We start from the raw sequence: 21,673 nt of genomic DNA, 5'->3' as shown, positions 1-21,673 counted from the left end.
GGAAACCTGTGCATGGTTCATGCGTTTGAATGATCCCGCTTTCCTAACGGAAGGCCCTCATTATACGCCCTACTGGCAAGGCAAGTTTTCGTGAGTATGGCTGCGCAAGGCACTTGTCATGCGCCTTTCCCTTGACGCATCTGCCCCGCGCCCATAGCTCTGGAACTCAGGTGTGTTCCCTCACACGCCCCGCCTTTAGAATACGGAGTATTAAAATGGCTTTTGAACTGCCTGCCCTCCCCTTTGCTCCCACCGCACTGGCCCCACGTGGCATGTGCCCGGAAACGCTTGAATACCATCATGGCAAGCATCATCTGGCCTACGTCAACACCCTGAACAAGCTGCTGGAAGACAAGCCCGAATTTCAGGGTAAGTCTTTGGAAGAAATCATTCTGGCAGCTCATGGCAAAGCAGACCTTACGGGCCTGTTCAACAATGCCGGCCAGCATTGGAACCACTCCTTCTTCTGGAACTGCCTCTCCCCCAATGGCGGTGTGATGCCAGAAAAGCTGGCTGCAAAAATTGCCAGCGATTTCGGCAGCATTGACACCTTCAAGGAAGAATTCCGCAAGGCTGCTGTTTCTCAGTTTGGTTCTGGCTGGGCATGGCTGGTTCTGGGTAAGGATGGCAAGCTGGCCATCACCAAAACCCCTAACGGCACCAACCCGCTGGCCGAAGGCCAGGGCAAGGCCCTGCTGACCGTGGACGTGTGGGAACATTCCTACTACCTGGACTTCCGCAACCGTCGTCCGGACTACGTCACCAACTTCCTGGACAAGCTGGCGAATTATGAATTCGCTGAAGCCCAGCTGAACGCGGCATAAGTTTTTCCTTATCGGGAAAACACAGAGGCAGCACCTTAACGGGTGCTGCCTTTTTTATTGGAAACCCTGCCGTTTCAAGGGTGTTCTGCCCGCACCATCTACCACCCATGCACGAAAACGCATCACACCCCCTTGATTGTCTCTCTCAACATTCCAATCTCAATTTGTGAAGAATGAGACCACGCTGACATTGCCTGCATGGGATGCCAGCAGGGCCTTCAGTCGCCTGATGTAAAAGGGACAAGAGGGATTATAATGGATATTGCAAAATTTACAGATCGTTCACGCGGCTTTTTGCAGGCTGCGCAAACAATAGCTTTACGTGATTTTAACCAGCAGCTTACGCCAGAGCATCTGCTCAAGGCCATGCTGGATGATAATGAAGGTGCAGCTTCCTCACTTATTCGCAGTGCTGGTGGCAACCCGGAAGCCGTAAAAGCCGCAACCGAGCAAGCTTTGGCAAAACTGCCAAAAGTTCAGGGCAGCGGCGCAGGCCAACCCGCAGCAACACCGGAACTGGTGCGTATTCTGGATAATGCAGAACAAACCGCCCAGAAAGCCGGAGACAGCTTTGTTGCGCAGGATCGGCTGCTTGTGGCCATTGCTGCATCTGACACGCCAGCAGGCCGCGCGCTAAAAGAAAACGGTGCCTCGGTTGATGCACTTGAAAAAGCTATTACGACCATTCGTAAAGGACGCACAGTGACCAGCGAAAACGCTGAAGCCAATTTTGATGCACTTAAAAAATATGCCCGTGATGTCACGGAAGTTGCCCTTAAAGGCAAGCTAGACCCCGTTATTGGGCGTGATGAAGAAATCCGCCGTGCCATTCAGGTTCTGGCCCGCCGCAGCAAGAACAACCCGGTTCTGATTGGTGAACCCGGTGTAGGTAAAACCGCTATTGTGGAAGGCTTGGCCCAGCGCATTGTGAATGGTGATGTGCCTGAAGCGCTGAAAAACAAAAAGCTGCTTTCCCTAGATATGGGCGCGCTGGTTGCCGGTGCCAAATATCGCGGTGAATTTGAAGAACGCCTGAAAGCTGTTCTGAAAGAAATTGAATCCGCCGAAGGCCAGATCATCCTGTTTATTGATGAAATGCACACACTGGTTGGCGCTGGCCGTACCGATGGTGCAATGGATGCTTCCAACCTCATCAAGCCGGAACTGGCCCGCGGCACACTGCACTGCATTGGCGCCACCACGCTGGATGAATACCGCAAGTATATTGAAAAAGACGCAGCCCTTGCCCGCCGCTTCCAGCCGGTATTTGTGGGTGAGCCTTCTGTGGCAGATACAATCTCTATTCTGCGCGGTATTAAGGAAAAATACGAACTCCATCACGGTGTGCGTATTACCGATGGTGCACTGGTGGCAGCGGCAACGCTTTCCAACCGCTACATCACGGATCGCTTCCTGCCGGATAAAGCGATTGACCTGATTGATGAGGCCGCAAGCCGCCTGCGTATGCAGATTGACAGCAAGCCAGAAGAACTGGACGAGCTGGACCGCCGCATCATTCAGCTGAAGATCGAACGTGAAGCTCTGCGCAAAGAAGACGATACCGCCAGTAAGGATCGTCTGGAAGCCGTAGAAGCTGAACTGGCTGATCTGGAAGAAAAGTCCAACACGCTTAGCGCTGCGTGGCACGCAGAAAAGAACCGCGTGAACACCATTCAGAAACTACAGGAACAGCTTGATCAGGCGCGTTCTGATGTGGAAGTGGCGCAGCGCAAGGGTGATCTGGGGCGTGCATCTGAACTGATGTATGGTGTTATCCCCAACCTGCAGGCTCAGATTGCAGAAGCCCAGAAAACAGAAGAAGAAACCGCCAAAAAGGATGATCTGGTTTCCGAAGCTGTTACAGATCAGGGTGTTGCTTCTGTTGTGTCTCGCTGGACAGGTGTGCCGGTTGACCGGATGCTGGAAGGTGAACGCGCCAAGCTGCTGCGGATGGAAGACGAACTGCGTAAATCCGTGGTTGGTCAGGAACAGGCTCTTAAAGCTGTTTCTAACGCTGTGCGCCGTGCCCGTGCAGGCTTGCAGGACCCCAACCGCCCGATTGGTTCCTTCCTGTTCCTCGGCCCGACGGGTGTTGGTAAAACAGAGCTGACCAAAGCGCTGGCCCGCTTCCTGTTTGATGATGATAAAGCCCTGCTGCGTATTGACATGAGTGAGTTCATGGAAAAGCACGCAGTGGCCCGCCTGATTGGTGCCCCTCCGGGTTATGTGGGGTATGAAGAAGGTGGTGTGCTGACAGAAGCTGTGCGCCGTCGCCCCTATCAGGTCATTCTGTTTGATGAAGTGGAAAAAGCACATGAAGATGTGTTCAACATTCTACTTCAGGTGCTGGATGATGGCCGCCTGACCGATGGTCAGGGCCGCACGGTGGACTTCCGCAACACTCTTATCATTCTCACCAGTAACCTGGGTTCTGAATATCTGGCCAACCTGCCGGATGGTGAATCTCCCGATATGGTGCAGGCGCAGGTGATGAAGGTTGTGCGTGAGCACTTCCGTCCTGAATTCCTGAACCGTCTGGATGAAATCATCCTGTTCTCACGGTTGCAGAAAGCGGACATGACCAAGATTGTGGATATCCAGATTGCACGCCTGCAAAAGCTGCTGGAAGATCGCAAGATCACCCTGCATCTGGATAAGCTGGCCGAAGCTTGGCTGGCGAATGAAGGGTATGACCCCATTTACGGTGCGCGCCCGCTTAAAAGGGTTATTCAGCGCACGCTGCAGAACCCGCTGGCAGAGCAGCTGCTGGAAGGCAATATCCTTGATGGAGAAACAGTGAATATCTCCGCCAATGGTGATGGCCTGCTGATTAATGGTAAAACCGCAGCACAGACAGAAGCCGCCATGTAATTTCTGTCTTGGCAGAGTGTGTTACACAAAACGGGAAGGCCCAGTGCCTTCCCGTTTTTTATGAAACTTAATTATAGAAGGACTATAAAATGTCGGAACCTGTTTGGCTGGTATGGGCCAGAGAAATTCAGGCCATTGCCCAGACAGGGCTTACCTATCTGTCAGGTTGTGAGACGTCATTGGGATGATGTAGCGTGGGCGATACCGCGTTATGCTTCGTTGTTTTCTTCCGTTTGCAGGGAGACCGAATGATGCTTCAGATCCACCCACAGGCACGCACGACACCGGCTGTCCGGGCTGAGATAGCTCGTTCGTCAGAACCGACATCCGTGCTCGCCAGACGCTACGGGATCAGCGATGAAACAGTCCGCAAGTGGCGCAGGCGTGGTTCGGACGCCTGTCAGGACCGCAGCAGCCGTCCCTGGAGGCTGGCCTGGAAAGCCTCGGAGGAGGAGCGCGCCATTGTCTGTCAGCTTCGGCGTTCTACCGGTTTTGGTCTGGATGATCTGACCTTTGTCTTACGGCATTTCCTGCCGCATCTGAACCGGGACAATATCTGGCGGATACTGAAAGACGCCGGATTGAACAGGCTGCCTCCTGTTCCAAAGGCCGGACCAGTTCGGGGACAGGGAAAGTTCCGCGATTACGATCCCGGTTATGTCCATATCGATGTGAAACATCTGCCAAAATTACAGACAGCAGATGGGGACCGGCGGAAACGTTTTCTGTATGTCGCCATCGATCGCTGTTCCCGTTCAGTGCACCTGGCTGTTTATGACGCGGAAAATGCGGATAATTCCGTTGATTTCCTCAATGCCGTCAAATCGGCCTTTCCTTTCCGGATCACCCATATCCTGACCGATCGTGGCTCCTGCTTTACAGCGGACGCCTTCGAAAAAGCCTGTCATGACATGGGAATCGACCGACGCCGGACCAAGGCTTACTCCCCTCAGACCAATGGAATGGTGGAACGCTTCAATGGCCGTGTCGCTACAGAAGTACTGCAGGTCTGTGTCTCAAACCATGAAGATCTGGAAATTCTGCTCAGAGGCTTCTGTTTCGCCTACAATCATCGCCCGCAGCGTGTTCTGGGCGGCATCGCTCCCGCCCAATGCATCATCTCATGGCTTGAAAAACATCCCGCGTCACGTAATCAAGACTATATCAAACCGGCTGGTCGTGACATCATGAAACAGGTCGACGAAATCCTTGATTACGCCAATGACGTCTCACAACCTGACACCTATCACTACAGTTGCATTTTGTGTCGTGAGTGAGCGCGGATAGCACTGGCCTGATGCGTTCGTCGAAAGACGGACCATCTGAGGATGTGAGAGACGGGTAGTCTGCGTTGTGCAAGTTTTACGACGAGGCGCCTGATCTCCTGAATGGACCAGCGGACAAGGACTGTCGTGTTCTGAGTTGTGTTTTTTTCGGTTTCAGTGAGTTTGCCTGGTAACGGACACTGGCCATGACGGCATAGGCCAGCATGACCAGAGAGACATGCCGATGCCAACCATGCCAGGAGCGGGTCTCGTTATGATCAAGACCAAATTCGTTTTTGGCCGTCTCGAACCCTTCTTCGATCCTCCAGCGCGTCCCTTCAACGTTCACCAGTTCCTGCGTGGTTGTCCCTTTCGGGCTCCAGGTCGTAAAATAGGCAAGGTCCCCGTCAGCGATGTTTCGGCGGATCAACAGGCCACGTGTCCATGGTCCGGCTATAGGGCAGTCAAATTCTTCAGCATCCAGATCAGCAAGCGGAAGATACGCCCAGTCATAAAGTCGCTCACCTTTTGTGCCGTGCCCCGCTGACAGACGACGCCAGGCCTGGTCTGGCAGTCCTGCTGCAATATCTTTCGCCTCTCCGGCAATCAGCGGTTCCGTTGCCCATGATCCGAACCAGTGATTGCCCTTGACCCCAAGCACATATCCAATTCCTGCCCGGCGAAGCGTGCGTTCTACGTCGCCCACGCCATACACGCTGTCTGCTGCAACCCAGCGGAACGGCACACCGGCCTCAATACTTCGCTCAATCATCATCGAGGCTAACGCCGGTTTGGTTGCAAACACCACGTCATCGGGAACGTGGGCCCGCTTCAGACGCTCAGGCTTTGATGTCCAGTCTTTCGGGAGATACAGGGCGCGGTCAATAAAGGCATGCCCCCGTTCCGAAACATAAGCGCCAAACACACCAATCTGGCAGTTCGTGATCTTGCCGGCAGATCCCGTATACTGCCGCCCCACACCGCAGGACGCCTGACCCTTCTTCAGAAAACCGGTCTCATCAATGACCAGCACGCCCTCTTCAGTGCCCAGATGCTCAATCACATAATCCCTGACGACGTCACGAAGGGCATCGGCATCCCAGTGCCCGCGTCCCAGAAGCGCCTGCTGCCGCCATGGACCAGGATCTCCTGCGGCTTCCGCTCGCATCCATCCCGTCTTGCGTGGTTCATTGCCAATCAAAACATCAAGAAAAGCACAGACCGAATCTACGACACGTTTTTGCGTGAACAGCGGCGCCATCCGATCCTTGGCGGACCGAAGCGAGCGCGCCCATAATTCCAGCGTCTCTTCAACAGACGTACCGCCACTCATCATATCCTGAATCATGGTTACCCATAGATTCAGAACTCAACACAAAATGCAACTGTAGTGCTATGTGCAAGACCCGTTCGATAAAGAACGCTATGAAATGCTGCGTAATCTGGCTGCGCAGATGATGGCCGAAGGCAGCAATGTTGATGTGCAGAAAATAGAAAACCTGTTTAGCCAGCAATCCGGTTACGCCACACCCAAACTGGAAGTGCGTGTTGGTGTTTTTGATGCGCAGAACCGCCTGCTGATGGTGCGCGAAGTGCTGGACAGCAACCGCTGGACCGTACCCGGCGGCTGGACTGATGTGAACCTGACAGCATCTGAATGTGCGGCCAAAGAAGTGTGGGAAGAAACCGGCTATACAGTGCAGATTACCAAATTGGCCATGGCGCTGGATCGGGCCCGCCAAGGGCATATGCCGCCAGAACCTTTTTCTGTAACCAAGCTCTTTTTTCTGGGTGAAATAACGGGCGGCACGCCAACCACAAGTATTGAAACAAGCGAGGTCGGCTTTTTTGCGCAGGATAATATCCCGCAGGATATTTCAACCGGACGGATTACACCGCACGAAATAACCCGGCTTTTTGCACATCATGCAAATCCGGACCTGCCTACAGATTTTGACTGAATAAGAAATCTGACATCAGGATAAATATTCTCAAAACCCTGATGTCAGAACTTTTCTTTTTAAGCAATCATCGGTTGGATGTGGGAAAACTGGCGCTCAAACCGCGCACGATCTTCTGTTGAAAGACGAACAGTAATATCTGTCTGTTCATCCTTGTCTTCCCGCGCAACCACTTCACCGTGCTGGTAAAGCCAGGCCGAGGCTGCTCCGTCTGCCAACGGTAAACGGTAACGCACCGTTTCCATGCCTTCTGTAATACGCGCATCAATACGCGCCAGAAGCGTTTCCAGCCCATCCCCCGTAATGGCGGAAATGGCAATGGTATCTTCTGTTTGCGGAATGGCTTCTGGGCCGCCCAGCAGATCAACCTTGTTCAGCACTTCAATCATGCGTTCCGGCCAATCCTGCTCCAGCATGTCATCCTTTGCCATGCCTTCCAGCACGCCAAGCACATCTTTTTTCTGGGATGCGCTATCTGGATGCGCCACATCGCGCACATGCAGGATAATGTCTGCCTCTGCCACTTCTTCCAACGTGGCACGGAAGGCCGCAATCAGCTCCGTTGGCAGATCACTGATAAATCCTACCGTGTCAGACAGAATAACTCTGCGGCCAGAGGGCAGATCAATCGCGCGCATGGTTGGATCCAGCGTCGCAAAAAGCTGATCCTGCGCATATACGGTGGCACCGGTCAGTGCATTGAACAGTGTGGATTTACCGGCGTTGGTATAGCCCACCAAAGCCACCACCGGAAAAGGTACGCGTTTACGCGCCTGCCGGTGCAAGCCACGTGTGCGCCGCACCTGCTCCAGATCTTTTTTAAGCCGCACGATACGATCACCGATCATACGCCGGTCAGCTTCAATCTGGGTTTCACCGGGGCCGCCAAGAAAGCCAAAGCCACCGCGCTGGCGTTCAAGATGGGTCCACAACCGCACAAGGCGGGAACGCTGATATTCCAGATGCGCAAGTTCAACCTGCAAGGTGCCTTCCTTTGTGGCGGCACGGGCACCAAAAATATCCAGAATAAGGCCGGTACGATCTATAACCTTACAACCGCATTCTGTTTCCAGATTACGCTGCTGTGCGGGGCTTAGCTTTGCATCCACCACCACCACATCAACCTGATCTGCCTTAACGGCAATACGCAGGGAATCTACCTGCCCCTTGCCTAACAGGGTGGCGGAACGCCTGCTGCGCAGAAGTAATACATCCTTGCGCACAATAACCAGCCCGATTGAGGCTGTAAGCCCCACGGCTTCTTCCAACCGTGCTTCTGCGGCCCGCACATCCTGCCCGTGGGCAGAACGCTCCCACGGCAGAATAACTGCCGCGCGGGTTGCTACTTTCTTTTTCTTTTCAGAGAAACTCGTCGCCAAGAGAAAGGTCCCTGTCTGCCTGCGCATCGGCAGTGTTGGAATCGGAAATATTGACAGGAATGCTGGGCATTACCGTGCTGATGGCATGCTTGTAGATAAGCTGGGTTTGTTCATCACGCCGTAAAAGAACAACCTCATCATCAAACCATGTAATAAATCCCTGTAACTTAACGCCGTTCACCAAAAACACAGTAACAGCCGCGCGTGAGCGCCGGATCTGGTTCAGGAACGCATCCTGCACGTTATATGCACTCTCTTTTTCCACAGTGGAGGCCCTATTCCGTTCTCATTATTATATTTTAGCCGGACTGCCTGCCTAAAGCCTGCAACCTTGAAACATGTCAGCCCGCGCCTCGTTCCTCAGATGTTACACCAAGCTGCTTAAGTTTGCGATGCAAAGCGCTGCGCTCCATACCCACAAACAGCGCCGTGCGGCTGATATTTCCACCAAAACGCAAAAGCTGGGCTTGCAGATACTGGGTTTCAAACAGATCGCGGGCTTCTCGCAAAGGCAAGGCCATAACATCCGTTGAAGCATCAAACTTCAGCAACGCGGGCGCACTTTCACCCACAGTAGAGGGCAGCATATCTGCCCGAATGGATTCCTGGCTGCTACCGGGCTGCATAATCAGCACGCGTTCCATCAGGTTGCGCAGTTCACGCACATTGCCCGGCCAATCATAGGCCTGAAGGGCTGCAACAGCATCGGGCGAGAGTTCACGCGTGGGCAAGCCAGCCATTTCTGCAGCCCGGCGTAAAAACATTGCCGCAAGGCCGGGAATATCATCCCGCCTTTCCCGCAGCGCAGGCATACGCAGCGGCACAACAGCCAGCCTGTAATACAGATCTTCCCGGAAACGCCCGGCCATAATTTCAGCTTGCAGATCACGGTTGGTGGTTGCCAATACGCGCACATCCACTTTAACGCGGGCATCACCACCCAGACGTTCAAATGTCTGATCCTGCAAGGCTCTTACAATCTTGCCCTGCGTTTCCAGCGGCATGTCTGCCACTTCATCCAGCAAAAGCGTGCCACCATGTGCACGCTCCAGCACCCCGGTGCGGCGCCCCACACCTTCCGTGCCACCTTCAAGCCCGAACAGTTCTTCCTCAAACCGTCCCGGTGCAAGAGTGGCGCAGTTAAGCGCTACAAAAGGGCCATCCTCCCGCTTGGAGCGGGCATGAATCATACGGGCGGCCACTTCCTTGCCAGACCCCGGCCCTCCGCTGATCAACACGCGGGAACCTGTGGGCGCCACTTTTTCTATCTGGTTTCTCACAGCGGCAATCTGGGCGCTATTTCCATACAGCTCCGTATCCTGCCCGGCCTTTATGCGCAGCTCTTCGTTCTCACGCGCCAGCCGCGAGGCCTCCAGCGCACGCCGCACAATAACCAGCAGACGGTCTGCCTGAAATGGCTTTTCTATAAAATCGTAAGCACCATGCTGGAGCGCTGCCACGGCTGTTTCAATTGTGCCATGGCCAGAAATCATGACAACCGGAACCGAGGGTTCCTCGGCCTTCATGGCTTGCAGGATAGCCAAGCCATCCATATCCGAACCCTGTAGCCAGACATCCAGAATAACCAGTGATGGCCTACGCGCCCTAAAAGCAGCCAATGCCGTATCAGCACTGGCAGCTACGCGCGTATCATAACCTTCATCACTCAGAATGCCTTCAATCAGCATTCTGATATCGGGTTCATCATCAACAATCAGGATTTCATGCGCCATGGTTGTCTTTCACCGACAAAATCAGAGTAGCCACAGTTCCTCTTTCTCCCGCTTTGTCTTCCAGACGCACTGTTCCACCATGATCTTCCATGATCTTTTTCACAATAGCCAAACCTAAACCAGTACCCTTGGCTTTGTGCGTCACATAAGGTTCCGTCAGACGGTTTCTGTCATCCGATGGAAGCCCAACTCCGTTATCTGCCACTTCTATGGCGATATCTTCTGCCCCTTCTATAATCCGAACCGATACTTCACCCTTGTTCGCAGGTGCCTGATCTGTAGCTTCGCCTTGTCTGGCCGTCATGGCAATGGCATCCGCCGCATTCTGCAAAAGATTAATAAGTGCCTGACTTATCAGTCTTCTATCACATCGTGCTTTGGGGCCTCTGTCTGGAATATCCAGATGATAGGCAATTTCGGGGTGTGCGTTTCTTTGCAGAACCAGCACCTCACGCACAATACGCGAAATATCCTCATCTTTCATGACAGGCTGCGGCATACGTGCAAAGGCCGAAAACTCATCCACCATACGCCCGATATCCCCCACCTGCCGCACGATTGTATCTGCACATTGTGAAAACGTATCGGGATCGGAAGTAATTTCTTTTAGAAAACGCCGCTTTAGCCGTTCTGCAGCAAGCTGGATGGGCGTGAGCGGATTCTTGATTTCATGCGCAATACGCCGCGCCACATCGGCCCATGCGGCTTTACGTTGCGCCTGTTGCAGGGCCGTAATGTCATCAAATGTCATCACATACCCTTCAGTAATCGTACCGCGCAGTTCTGCCCCCAAACGCACCAGCAAGGTGCGCTGGCTGGCCTGCTGGCCGATCTGAATCTCTCGCGTAAGCACGGCATCTGGCGTTGCGCGCGCTTCCTGCAAGAACTCGGCAAACTCTGGCACACGTTGGGCCAGGGGTTCACCAATGGCATCCATCAGATCGGTTTGCAGCAAAACACAGGCGGCGCGGTTAGGCAGTTCGATGTTCTGCTTTACATCCAGCCCGATCACACCGGCTGAAACGCCAGAAAGCACAGCCTCCGTAAACCGCCGACGCTCATTGATCTGGCCATATGCAGCCATCAGTTCCGAACGCTGGCTGGCCAGTTCTTCTGTCATGCGGTTAAAGGCGCGGGAAAGGCTGGCGACTTCATCATCCCTGTCATTTTCAGGCACATGAACACCCAAATCCCCCTCACTCACCCGGCGTGCAGCTACGCTCAGCAAACCCAGCGGGCGGGCAATCTGGTTTGCCAATGCCAGCCCGATCAAGGCTGCGGCCGCAAGCACCAGCAACGCCACCAACGCAAAGATCATGACAAATGTCAGCTGGATCTTGGCGCGGTTGTTGCTCAGCCGCTTGTAATCCGACACCACCTTTTCCGTACGGTGCATGTGCTCCAGAATGGTTGGATCAACCAGCCGGGTAATCACCAGCATAAGCGCTGGCGTTTGGGAAAGTTCCACCACAGCGCGCACTGTGCGTTCATCTGGAGAATCCAGAATGGCCACATCGTTTGAGCGCGCCATAACCGTGGCTGCGGGTGGAGGCAGTTCCTGCAAATATCCGGTGCGGCTCATCAACCCGCCAGCCGCCACAACTTTGTTGGTGATGGGGTCATACACCAAGGCTTCTGTCAGCCCGCGCATGGTGGCCTGACTGTCCAGCATTTGCGCCAAGGCATCGTGATCCTGAAACAGATCCATACCGCTGGCAGCCAGTTCGTTCTGGGCGCTCATGATGTAATTGGCCATCGAGAACGCATCTGTGCGGATATTGGCGTTATGCTCCACCAGATAACCGCGAGAAGCCTGTAAGGCCTCGTTCAGGGCTGTATTAACCCGGTCTGAAAACCAGATCTGAATTCCGTAATGGAAAAATAGCGTTGCAAACGCGCCCACAACCAGTGTGGGGGCCACTGCCACAATACCAAACAGCGTAACCAGCCGCACATGCAGCCGCGCCCCTGCCAACCCTTTCCGATGCTCACGCACCATAGGGCCAATACGGATAGCCAAGGCCACCACAAGCAGGGCCAGCACCATACCGTTTAAAAACAGCAATAAAGGCTCAATCAGGGAATAATGCCCGAAGGACATCCCGCCCGAAAGCACCACAAATGTGGCAAACCCCAAACACAAAGCCAATGCGGCAAGTGTAATGGCAACGGTTTTACGTTCTAGAGAACGCAAAAGCCAATGCAGGCGTGTGCGAGAAAGAAGGTGCCTGAGGGAGAACAGAAACTGCTTCATGCCTGAACGTCAGACTACGCCACGAACGACAGGAATCTCAAGGTCTCGAATTTTTTTACGCAATGTATTTCGGTTTAGCCCCAGCATGGCCGCCGCCTTGATCTGGTTGCCACGTGTTTCGGCCAATGTCATCTGGATAAGCGGCCGTTCAACTTCCGCAATAATCCGGGCGTGCAGATCATGCAGCGGCACACCATCCCGCCCCGCTTCCAGATAACGTGCGATATGGCGGGAAACAGATTCAGACAAAGGCTCCGCTGCCATCACACTATTGGGAATCGGATCATGCGCCAAAGGCTCGGCCAGTTCCGCATCAATCACGTCACCTGTAATGGTTTCCTGAGAATACAGAGCCACAATACGGCGGATGAGATTTTCCAGTTCGCGCACATTGCCCGGCCAGCGCCAGGCCTGAAGCCGTGTAATGGCACTTTCGTCCAGTATTCTGTACGTTCCACCTTCATCCCGGCACTGGGAAAGAAAATGCCGCGCCAGCAGCGGAATATCTTCCAGCCTTTCCCGCAAGGGTGGCAAACGCAAGGGCACCACATTCAGGCGGTAATAGAGATCTTCACGGAAAGTACCGGCCTGAATGGCCTGCCGTAAATCTCTGTGCGTGGCGGCTATAATTCGCACATCTGCACGCAAGGGCGTGGTGCCCCCTACCGTGGTAAACTCACCTTCCTGCAAGACACGCAGCAAACGGGTTTGCGCTTCCTGCGGCATGTCTCCAATTTCATCTAAAAACAGCGTGCCGCCTGTGGCCTGTTCAAATCGCCCGGGCATACGGCCTTGCGTACCTCCGCGCTCATATCCAAACAGTTCACTTTCAATCTGTTTGCGCGGGATAGCCGCCATATTAACGGCCACAAAAGGCCCGCTCCGGCGCCGACCGTATTCATGCAACGCATGGGCGACCAGCTCCTTACCCGTACCGCTTTCCCCCGAAATCATGACCGTGAGGTCAGACGTAGTCAGGCGGGCAATGCTGCGATAGATCCCCTGCATGACAACAGACTGCCCAATTAAAGGCAGACGTTCTTCTGGTGGTTGATCTGCTGCGGGCTTTTCGGCTTCCTGCACTGGTGTTGTGAGCGCCCTTGCCACAACCGCCAGCAGTTCCTTCAAATCAAACGGTTTGGCCAGATATTCAAACGCACCCCGCTGCGTGGCTTTTACGGCTGTTGTCAGGGTTGATTGTGCGCTCATGACAATCACGCGCAGATCGGGCCGAAATTGGCGAATACGCGTTACCAGATCCAGCCCACTGCCATCTGGCATGATCACATCTGTAATTACCAGATCGCCCTCACCTTCTTGCACCCATTGCCAGAGCGTGTTGACGGAAGGCGTGGTTTGCACCTGATAGCCAGCCCGACCCAATGCCTGCCCCAGCACAGTACGAATAGAACGGTCATCATCAGCAACAAGAATGGTGGGCAGCGGTGTCATGACGTCTCAAACCAGATAAAAGCTGAAAAACAGAACTATTGAGCAAAAGGGGCGTATCACCCCGAATGGCTCATATGATCGACAATCGGCAGAAATAAGCTGATTTCCGTGCAGCCGGGGCGGCTTTCCACTTCGATAACGCCGCCGTGGTCATCCATCACCTTACCAACCAAGGCCAGCCCCAGCCCGCTCCCGTTTATCTTTGTAGATACAAACGGTTCGAACAAATGCGGGCGCACTGTTTCGGAAATACCTGGGCCCGTATCCCGCACAGTAACCACCAACGGAAGATGCCGCCATTGCGCCGTACCGGGCACAGCCACCCGAATACCGGGGCGATAGCTGGTAAGCAACGTTATCTCCCCTTCTTTATCCGTGTTGCGTATGGCCTCAGCCGCGTTTTTTACCAAGTTGAGCAACACCTGCACCAACCTGTCCCTATCCCCCCACACATGGGGCAAAGAGGGATCATAACGCTCGACTATCTTGATGCCCTTGGCAAACCCATTACTGGCCAGCAGGCGCACATGCTCCAGTATTCTATGAATATTGAGCGCCCGGAAATCGAGTTGCGCTTCACCAAACATGCCCATGCGGTCAACCAGTGCGTCAATCCGGTCAACTTCATCACAAATCAGGGTGGCCAGATCACGGTCTGCTTCCGTCACGGCCTGCTCGAGCAACTGCGCGGCCCCCTTAATGCCAGATAAGGGGTTACGCACTTCATGCGCCAACATGGCGGCCAGCCCGGAAACACTACGTGCCGCAGAACGGTATGCAAGCTGCTGGTCCAACATCCGGGCTGCGGCGGGCTCATGAAATGTCAGCAGAATGATGTCTGGATAATCTGGCACATCGGCAGCCTGAACACTCACACCCTCATGATGAAAGCGCGGGGAACTGAACAGCAGTTCATGCTCTGTCACACTCCCGCCACGGGTGCGCACATGTTCAAGCAGCAGATAAACCGGGTGATCCTGAGCAACCACTTCTGCCAAGCCGCCGTGCCGCAACTGATGGCGAGACATGCCAAAAAACTCTTCCGCCGCCATATTGGCCGCAAGAATTGTATTTTGTGGCCCTATTTCCAAAACTGGAACGGGCAGACTGTCCAGAACAAGCGCCGCATCGGGCTGAGCAACCCCATGCGCTGCTTTTGGCTTCACGCCGCCTGAACCTGATCTTGCTGTTGCGCCATAGCGTGGCGGGAAACACGTGGTTCTCGCACAGCACCAGCCGCAATTTGCTGATCATAAAAATCAGTAATCATGGCAATGGCTTCTTCTGGCGTTTCTACCCGGTTAAACGCGGCACGGAATGAGGCCGAGCCATGCAGCCCAGCCGAATACCAAGACACGTGCTTACGTGCCAGCCGCAGGCCGGGACGCTGGCCAAAGTGCTCCAGCATCATATTATAATGCTCCAGCACAATGGCTTTTTCTTCCGGCAATGCGGGATCTGGTATTTCCTGCCCCGTGCGCAAAGCGTGTGCCACCTGCGCCAAAAACCACGGGCGCCCGTAACAGCCACGCCCGATCATCACCCCATCTGCACCAGATTGGGCCAAGGCTTCCCGCGCATCTCCAACGGTAAGAATGTCACCATTCACGATAACGGGCAGATCTACCGCTTCCTTTACATTTTTCACAAAGGCCCAGTTGGCTGTGCCGTTGTAAAACTGCTGGCGCGTGCGGCCGTGCACTGTAATCATGCGGATACCGACATCCTGCGCAATCCGAGCCAACACCGGTGCGTTCAGATGCTCATGGTCCCACCCCATGCGCATTTTAAGGGTAACGGGCACTGGCACGGCCTTTACCACAGCCGCCAACAAACGCTCGGCAGCGCCTTCGTCCCGCATAAGGGCAGAACCGGCCATCTGGCCAACGGCCACTTTTTTAACCGGGCAGCCAAAGTTGATATCAATAAGATCTGCCCCACGGCCTACGGCAATACGTGCGGCCTCTGCCATGGCGTCTGGGTCGCACCCGGCAAGCTGCACGGCATTGGGGCCGCCAGCATCCGCCACTTCCGCCATACGCAGGGTGGTATCGTTTTCACGCACCATCGCCCAAGAGGCGATCATTTCAGAAACAACAAGACCAGCCCCCAACTTACGTGCCAGACGCCGGAACGGCAGGTCTGTTACGCCAGACATGGGGGCCAGAATGACGGGGGTATCCAAAACAATACCGCCCAGATTAATGGGACGCAGGGTGGGTTGCGTATGCACTGTTATTTCCGTTTGCCTATGATTTAGGCAGAAATACAGCCACCTTGCGCCTTACGCAACATAAGAAACTGTAATGGTGCCCGCTTATGGCACCAGAACAGAAACCGTGGCCGTGCAGGCAATACCTTCTTCACGCCCGGTAAAGCCCAGACGTTCGGATGTTGTGGCCTTCACGGAAATCCGATCTACATCCACTTCCAGCAAATCTGCCAGACGCTTGCGCATGGCTTCGGAATGCGGGCCAATTTTGGGGCGTTCGCAAATCAGGGTAAGATCAGCGTTCACCAGCATGCCGCCGCGTTCACGGATACGCTGGCCTGCGTACACCAGAAAGCGGGCGCTATCTGCGTTTTTCCACTCATTCTGGCTGGGCGGGAAGTGGCGGCCAATATCGCCTTCAGCCAACGCACCATAAATGGCATCGCACAGCGCATGAATGCCCACATCGGCATCGGAATGCCCTGCCAGCCCTTTGGTATGTGGCACGGTAATACCGCACAGGATGAGCGGACGCCCTTCCTCAAACGCATGCACATCGTAACCCAGCCCTACGCGCGGCAGAAGCGTGGGGCCGATCAGTCGTTCCAGACGCACCAGATCACCCTCATATGTCAGCTTGATATTGTCTTCATCGCCAGCCACCAGTGCTACGCTGAACCCTGCATCTTCCAGCAGCTTGGCATCATCCGTTGCACTTACGGATGCCGCACCACGGTGAAGATCTAAAAACAGACCAAAGCGAAAACCCTGTGGCGTTTGGGCGCGATAAAGATGATCCCGCGGCACAGTGCCATCAATCACACCATCTTTTTCCCGCTTGAGGGTATCCGCCACCGGCACCGCCGGAATAGCACCGGGATGCTGCTCCAGCGCAGAAACCACATTGCCGATCACCTGCGCGGTTACATATGGGCGGGCGCCATCATGCACCAGCACGATATCCGGCTTTTCGGCTTCTGGCAGTTTGTCCAGCGCTTCCAACCCTGCCCGCACGCTGGCCTGCCGGGTTTCACCCCCCGCGACTGGCGGCAGAATCTTCAACCCTTCCAGCGCCTCGTTCAAGGACGCAGGATCTCCGACCGGCTGAATAAAGGTGACATGAGGCAATAAGGCTTGCGCTGCATGACGGATTACGGGTTGTCCAGCCAGCAGCACATACTGCTTGGGAATGGAAGAACCCGTGGTGGCGGCATAACGACTGCCCGTACCGGCAGCCAAAAGAATGGCGGCTACTCGCATGCACGAAGCAATGCGGCGGGCAGCCTTGTCCGTCAAGCCTCAAAATAGGCAGGGCACAGCTTTATGCTTCAGGCGTGTGCTCTTTTTCCTGCGCGGGGCGATAAGCTTCCACCAAATATAGCGGGCGTTTTTTGGTTTCATTAAAAATACGACCGACATATTCACCTATCAGGCCGACTGTCATAAGTTGGATACCGCCTAAAAACAGGATAACAGCCATAAGGCTGGGATAACCTGCCACGCGATTGCCAAACAACAGGGTGCACCCAACAATCCAGATACCGTAACACACGGCGAGTATGGAAATACCAAGCCCCATATATGTGCTTAACTGAAGCGGCAGCACTGAAAACGAGGTAATGCCCTCTAGCGCAAAGTTCCATAAAGACCAGTAATTAAAACTGCTTTTTCCCGCAGAACGTGGGGCGCGATCATACAGAACGGCGCGGGATGGAAAGCCAACCCAGGCGAACAGCCCTTTCATGAACCTATGGCGTTCACGCAGCAGCAGCAGGTTATCTACCAGCCTGCGGCTCATCAGCCGAAAATCACCCGTATCTGGCGGAATAACCACCTTATTGCCCAGCCGCTTCATCACACGGTAGAACATCCATGCTGTCAGCCGTTTAGGAATACTCTCCCCTTCCCGCGTATTGCGGCGGGCGTAAACAGTATCAACATCATCTGTCCATGCGGCAATCAGATCTGCAATAACTTCAGGCGGGTCCTGCAAATCGGCATCAATCACAATAATGCCACGCGTACCCCGTGCATGATCCAACCCAGCTGTTAAGGCTATTTCCTTACCAAAATTGCGGGAGAGATTAACAACGCTCACTCCCCCATCCTGCTCTGCCAAAGCATACATACCCGCCAGCGTTTGGTCCCGCGAGCCATCGTTGACGTAAACAACCTCCCACGGTGCGCCAACACCTTCCATAACGGCAGATAACCGCTGATGAAAAGTCCGCAGAACTTCCTGCTCATTATAACAGGGCACAACCACGCTGAACGCTGGCGAAAAACCAGTTGGCAAAGTTTTTTCCTTTAATTCTGCACTCAACCAAAGGTTTCCATATCAAGCAATATATCTTGCTTACCGAAGCACCTTTAAGCATTCACTCTATATGAGATAGGTAAATACAAAAACATTAAATATAGTGATAACATGTTTTCTCACCCCCAATGTTGTCAAATACGCAACAGGAGGAAGTAAATCTGTAATACTCTCCGCTTCCAAGGCTTACATAGCTTTAGAAGAAAATTACAAAGAGTATGTTAATTTACTTTTAATATCTTCTCTTTCAGCGACAACATGACCTCAGGGCCTAGAGAGATCGAAAAGCCCTTGATTGAGTTTGAGGTGCGGCTTTTTCCTGTAAAACCTTTGAGATAAACCCCTGCTTTTCCATGAAATTTTCATTGGCTTTTGAGCGATAGGCCGTGCCCGCCCTTGTGCGACAGCTTTGCCGGTTTGTCTTGCTAAGCCCGATCTTCAACATCAAAGAAGTCGGGCTGCTTCATATCACTATTCCGCCCACCAGAACCGGAGAAACAGAATCACAGAGAGTTCTTCAAAACCAAAAGGTTTTTAGAACCCTCCACCTTTAAAGAGCCTCCTTATTATTTATCTATAAAATAACTATTTGCAGGCTGCTTTTGTAAAATCGACTATCGCCATTTTATCTTTGACGCGCAAAACAAAAAACTTGTTGCGGGTTACGGCGTGTCGTCAGTTAAGCCCTGAGAGTGGCACGTGAGGGTTGTACTTTGTGTCTGCGTGTGCTGACTGTTTTCCCATTTTTTGGGGAGACAGACAGATGCGGCGCTATAGTTTACGCGATGACCAGTGGGAGCGGATAAAGGATCTTCTTCCTGGTCGAGAAGGCTATGTCGGCGGCACTGCGGTGAATAACCGTCTGTTCGTGGAGGCGGTGCTGTATCGCTATCGCGCGGGTATTCCATGGGTAACCGGCCGTTTGAGGCCGCCTTATGATTGAGGATTGTGACTGGTAAGTTACCGTCGTTAACGACGTCGTTATTGACGTCATTTGAGAGGTAAGAATGACCCAGGAAATCCTGATTGGCGTTGAACGCCGCCGCCGCTGGTCGGATGAACGGAAGCTGGCGATACTGGCTGAAGTTGGTGTGGATGGAGCAAGTGTATCGGATGTGGCACGTCGACATGACCTGACCCGCCAACATCTTTACCAATGGCGGACGTCATTCCGTCAAAGACTATCTTCCCCAGATCAGTCTGTGGCGTTTGTTCCTGTTGCTTCAGTGACGACACCTGCTGTGGCATCTGGCGGTGATCCTGACGAACTGGCCATAGTGCTGCGCAATGGCCGTAGTATCAGGGTGACGGGACATCCTGCCGAAGATCTTCTGGCCCGGGTCATCCGGATTGCGGAGACGGCATGATTGGCGTGGGCAACGGCGTGCGTGTCTATCTGGCCTGCGGGGTGACCGATATGCGCAAGGGCATATCGGGTCTGGCAGCACTGGCACAGGACGTGCTGCGTCAGAACCCGACATCAGGGGCGCTCTTTGCCTTTCGTGGTCGCCGTGGGGACAGGATCAAGCTTCTGATGTGGGACGGTCAGGGGTTCTGTCTTTATTACAAGGTGCTTGAGAAGGGACGTTTTCCATGGCCGTCTCCGGCAGAGGGCGTTGCACGCCTGACGACAGCACAGATGGCCATGCTGTGGGAAGGCATGGAGTGGAGACGCCCTTCCTGGTCTGCACCACCGTCTCGCGTGGCCTGATTTTTATGGCGTGAGAGTGCAGAACATTTTGAATTTTCTTAGGTTTTCTGCTATTTTTTCATAATGACGTCTGCACCTGCGGTCCTGCCTGATGATCCGGATACCCTGAGGGAAATGATTGTTTCCCTGCAGACCGAAGTGGCTCGGCTTTCTGCGTCAGCCCGTGCGTATGAAGCTCTTGTCCAGTCTCTCAAAATCCGGATCGCACGTCTTCAGAAACAGAAATTCGGGGCCAGTTCAGAAAAGATAGACCGTGAGATTGAACAACTCGAACTGCTCCTTGAAGATGTAAAAATCGCCATCGCGGCAGCCGATCCTTCTCCTGATATCAGGGAGCATGATGTCAGCGATGATGCAGTCTCTCCCCCACGGCAGCGTGGCAAACCAAAGGTTTCTGACACGACACCACGGGAGCGTATTGTTCTCGACCCAGGTGAGGCCTGTCCTGCCTGTGGCGGTCCCCTGCGTCTTGTAGGCGAAGATGTCACCGAAATACTGGACTTTATTGCGGCAAAACTGAAAGTTGTCGAAACGGCACGGCTGAAGAAATCCTGCCGTCACTGCGAAACACTGGTGCAGCCTGAAGCACCGTCGCGCCCTGTCCCACGGGGGATGGCTGGCACCGGGCTTTTAGCCCATATCCTGGTCTCGAAATTCGATGACCACATTCCGCTTTATCGTCAGAATGAGATCTTTGCCCGTCAGGGTGTGGACATTCCCCGTTCAACCCTGATCGACTGGTGTGGTCAGGCCGTTGCCGTTCTGCGTCCTCTGACAGATCTGATCCGTCAGGATGTCGTAAAGGCAGACCTGCTACATGCTGATGATACACCCATCCAGGTTCTTGACCCCCGTCTGCGTCAGGCTGGCAAACCCCGGGGCGTGAAGGAAGGGCGGATCTGGAGCTATCTGCGCGATCCCCGCCCATGGGGAGGGAGTGATCCGCCCGCCGTGGCCTACTGGTTCTCTCCCGATCGCAAGGGGATCAATCCCCAGACCCATCTGGCACAGTTCCGGGGCATTCTGCAGGCTGACGCCTACGCCGGGTTCAGGGATCTGTATAAACCAGACGCAACAGGAACCGTGCACGTGCGCGAAGCAGCCTGCTGGGCTCATCTCCGCCGGGCCTTCCATGATGTCTGGAAGGGCAGTGATTCGACAATCGCAAGGGAAGCACTTGAACAGATCGGAGAGCTCTACGATATCGAGCGCCAGATCACCGGACACCCGGCCCCGTATCGTCTGGCTGTCCGACAGGAACAAAGCCGCCCCCGTGTCACAGCATTCCACGCATGGTGCGAAACACAGCTTGCCCGTATCCCAGGCAAGGGGGAACTGGCAAAAGCAATCCGTTATGCGCTCAACCGGTGGACGGCCTTTACCCTGTTCCTCGAAGATGGTCGTGTCGCCATCGACAACAATCCTGCCGAACGCGCCATACGGCCCGTATGCGTGGGGCGAAAAAATTATCTCTTTGCCGGATCCGACACCGGGGGCGACAACATCGCTGATGCCATGACGCTTATCGAAAGCGCAAAACTCTCCCGGCTTAATCCGCACGATTACCTCGCCGACGTCCTGGCCCGTATCAACGAGCACAAGATCAACCGGCTCCACGAACTGTTGCCATGGAACTGGAAACCCGTGAATACACTGCACAGGCAGGCCGCATAATCAAGGCGGCCCAGAGCGGC

General features: G+C 54.2%; 18 protein-coding genes and 2 pseudogenes. 9 read left to right on the top strand and 11 right to left on the bottom strand.

Annotated elements, in window-relative coordinates:
- Positions 1-215 precede the first annotated feature (215 nt).
- The 4 genes from ABNV41_RS02810 (at position 216) to ABNV41_RS02795 (ending at position 4,972) form a co-directional block, all read left to right on the top strand.
- Entirely contained in the window at positions 216-824 is a 609-nt protein-coding gene (locus tag ABNV41_RS02810; protein ID WP_003629595.1) for a superoxide dismutase, read from the top strand.
- Between the two features lie 255 nt (positions 825-1,079).
- On the top strand, positions 1,080-3,695 hold the full coding sequence (gene clpB, locus ABNV41_RS02805; protein ID WP_050820141.1) for an ATP-dependent chaperone ClpB: 2,616 nt from the start codon (positions 1,080-1,082) through the stop codon (positions 3,693-3,695).
- A gap of 89 nt (positions 3,696-3,784) precedes the next feature.
- The gene (locus ABNV41_RS02800; protein WP_349934968.1) at positions 3,785-3,883 is read left to right on the top strand and encodes an NUDIX hydrolase N-terminal domain-containing protein; all 99 of its coding nucleotides are present in this window, start codon (positions 3,785-3,787) and stop codon (positions 3,881-3,883) included.
- Positions 3,884-3,946: 63 nt separating this feature from the next.
- Positions 3,947-4,972, top strand: coding sequence for an IS481 family transposase (locus ABNV41_RS02795; RefSeq protein WP_349935086.1), 1,026 nt, complete (start codon positions 3,947-3,949; stop codon positions 4,970-4,972).
- Between the two features lie 85 nt (positions 4,973-5,057).
- Here the strand turns inward: ABNV41_RS02795 and ABNV41_RS02790 are convergent, their stop codons facing one another.
- Positions 5,058-6,308, bottom strand: coding sequence for an IS701-like element IS1452 family transposase (locus tag ABNV41_RS02790; protein ID WP_349934967.1), 1,251 nt, complete (start codon positions 6,306-6,308; stop codon positions 5,058-5,060).
- Positions 6,309-6,357: 49 nt separating this feature from the next.
- On the opposite strand from ABNV41_RS02790, the gene ABNV41_RS02785 reads away from it, so the two are divergent.
- The gene (locus ABNV41_RS02785; RefSeq protein WP_349934966.1) at positions 6,358-6,921 is read left to right on the top strand and encodes an NUDIX hydrolase N-terminal domain-containing protein; all 564 of its coding nucleotides are present in this window, start codon (positions 6,358-6,360) and stop codon (positions 6,919-6,921) included.
- 59 nt (positions 6,922-6,980) lie between these two features.
- Here the strand turns inward: ABNV41_RS02785 and hflX are convergent, their stop codons facing one another.
- The 10 genes and pseudogenes from hflX to ABNV41_RS14060 all read right to left on the bottom strand — a co-directional run.
- Positions 6,981-8,327 carry a GTPase HflX gene (gene hflX, locus ABNV41_RS02780; protein ID WP_196332563.1) on the bottom strand — a complete coding sequence of 449 codons (1,347 nt, stop codon included), beginning with the start codon at positions 8,325-8,327 and terminating at the stop codon, positions 6,981-6,983.
- On the bottom strand, positions 8,281-8,565 hold the full coding sequence (gene hfq, locus ABNV41_RS02775) for an RNA chaperone Hfq (protein ID WP_003624011.1): 285 nt from the start codon (positions 8,563-8,565) through the stop codon (positions 8,281-8,283). The genes hflX and hfq overlap by 47 nt, the downstream gene beginning before the upstream one ends.
- A gap of 76 nt (positions 8,566-8,641) precedes the next feature.
- Positions 8,642-10,033 carry a sigma-54 dependent transcriptional regulator gene (locus ABNV41_RS02770; RefSeq protein WP_349934965.1) on the bottom strand — a complete coding sequence of 464 codons (1,392 nt, stop codon included), beginning with the start codon at positions 10,031-10,033 and terminating at the stop codon, positions 8,642-8,644.
- A complete protein-coding gene (locus tag ABNV41_RS02765; RefSeq protein ID WP_087651931.1) occupies positions 10,023-12,287 on the bottom strand; it encodes a PAS domain-containing sensor histidine kinase in 2,265 nt (754 codons plus the stop codon). The genes ABNV41_RS02770 and ABNV41_RS02765 overlap by 11 nt, the downstream gene beginning before the upstream one ends.
- Positions 12,288-12,296: 9 nt before the next feature.
- Entirely contained in the window at positions 12,297-13,739 is a 1,443-nt protein-coding gene (gene ntrC, locus ABNV41_RS02760; RefSeq protein WP_003624017.1) for a nitrogen regulation protein NR(I), read from the bottom strand.
- A gap of 56 nt (positions 13,740-13,795) precedes the next feature.
- Positions 13,796-14,905, bottom strand: coding sequence for a nitrogen regulation protein NR(II) (locus tag ABNV41_RS02755; protein WP_339077090.1), 1,110 nt, complete (start codon positions 14,903-14,905; stop codon positions 13,796-13,798).
- The gene (gene dusB, locus ABNV41_RS02750) at positions 14,902-15,972 is read right to left on the bottom strand and encodes a tRNA dihydrouridine synthase DusB (protein ID WP_349934964.1); all 1,071 of its coding nucleotides are present in this window, start codon (positions 15,970-15,972) and stop codon (positions 14,902-14,904) included. The genes ABNV41_RS02755 and dusB overlap by 4 nt, the downstream gene beginning before the upstream one ends.
- 84 nt (positions 15,973-16,056) lie before the next feature.
- Entirely contained in the window at positions 16,057-17,211 is a 1,155-nt protein-coding gene (gene ispF / locus ABNV41_RS02745) for a 2-C-methyl-D-erythritol 2,4-cyclodiphosphate synthase (RefSeq protein ID WP_349934963.1), read from the bottom strand.
- A gap of 61 nt (positions 17,212-17,272) precedes the next feature.
- A complete protein-coding gene (locus tag ABNV41_RS02740; RefSeq protein WP_349934962.1) occupies positions 17,273-18,247 on the bottom strand; it encodes a glycosyltransferase family 2 protein in 975 nt (324 codons plus the stop codon).
- Positions 18,248-18,568: 321 nt separating this feature from the next.
- Positions 18,569-18,698: pseudogene (locus tag ABNV41_RS14060) on the bottom strand (IS5/IS1182 family transposase); the annotation flags it as partial.
- Positions 18,699-19,031: 333 nt separating this feature from the next.
- Between ABNV41_RS14060 and ABNV41_RS02735 the strand changes: the two are divergent.
- The 4 genes and pseudogenes from ABNV41_RS02735 to tnpC form a co-directional block, all read left to right on the top strand.
- Positions 19,032-19,178, top strand: a pseudogene (locus ABNV41_RS02735) (transposase); the annotation flags it as partial.
- 97 nt (positions 19,179-19,275) lie between these two features.
- Positions 19,276-19,635: an IS66-like element accessory protein TnpA gene (gene tnpA, locus ABNV41_RS02730; RefSeq protein WP_007400224.1), complete on the top strand. Its 360-nt coding sequence runs from the start codon at positions 19,276-19,278 to the stop codon at positions 19,633-19,635.
- Positions 19,632-19,979, top strand: coding sequence for an IS66 family insertion sequence element accessory protein TnpB (gene tnpB, locus ABNV41_RS02725; protein WP_010510701.1), 348 nt, complete (start codon positions 19,632-19,634; stop codon positions 19,977-19,979). Before tnpA ends, tnpB begins: the two co-directional genes overlap by 4 nt.
- A gap of 63 nt (positions 19,980-20,042) precedes the next feature.
- Entirely contained in the window at positions 20,043-21,653 is a 1,611-nt protein-coding gene (gene tnpC, locus ABNV41_RS02720; RefSeq protein ID WP_349934886.1) for an IS66 family transposase, read from the top strand.
- Positions 21,654-21,673: the final 20 nt, after the last annotated feature.

The organism is Acetobacter sp. A11-2, assembly GCF_040208445.1.
Classification (GTDB): domain Bacteria; phylum Pseudomonadota; class Alphaproteobacteria; order Acetobacterales; family Acetobacteraceae; genus Acetobacter; species Acetobacter oryzoeni.
Note: the sequence above shows the minus strand (reverse complement) of the source record. Positions and strands in the feature narration are given on the sequence as shown.